The organism is Mitsuaria sp. TWR114 (genome assembly GCF_007997345.1).
Genome location: NZ_VOSR01000993.1, coordinates 1 through 582 on the forward strand (window position 1 = coordinate 1; position 582 = coordinate 582).

At 67.9% G+C, this 582-nt stretch carries 1 protein-coding gene; it reads left to right on the forward strand.

All coding sequences use genetic code 11. The annotated features are described in order from the left end of the window. A partial coding sequence (locus FUT87_RS26635; RefSeq protein WP_255512057.1) for a tripartite tricarboxylate transporter substrate-binding protein occupies window positions 1–582 on the forward strand: 582 nt, incomplete at both ends.

Genomic DNA, 582 nt, shown 5'->3' on the forward strand with positions numbered 1-582 from the left:
AGCCGGTGATCGTCGAGAACAAACCCGGCGCGGGCGGCAACACCGGCTCGGCCGAGGTGGCGCATGCGACCGACGGGCACACGCTGCTGATGGGCACCGTGGGCACGCACGCGATCAATGCCTCGCTCTATCCCAAGATGCCCTTCGACCCGGTCAAGGACTTCGCGCCGGTCACGCTGGTCGCCGCGGTGCCCAATGTGCTGGTGCTGAATCCGGCCAACGCGCAGAAGTACGGCATCCAGAGCGTCGCCGACCTGGTGCGCGTGGCCAGGGCTCAGCCGGGCAAGCTCAACATGTGCTCGAGCGGCAACGGCACGTCGATCCACCTGGCGGGTGAGCTGTTCAAGAGCCTGACGGCCACCTACATGATCCATTTCCCGTATCGCGGCTCGGGACCGGCGCTGCTGGACCTGATGGGCGGGAACATGGACCTGATGTTCGACAACCTGCCTTCGGCGTTGCCGCACATCCGGTCGGGCAAGCTCAAGGCGCTCGCGGTCACGAGCGCGCGCCGCAGCGAGGCGCTGCCCGAGCTGCCCACGATCGCGGAGAGCGGCGTGCCGGAGCTCAAGGCCTTCGAGG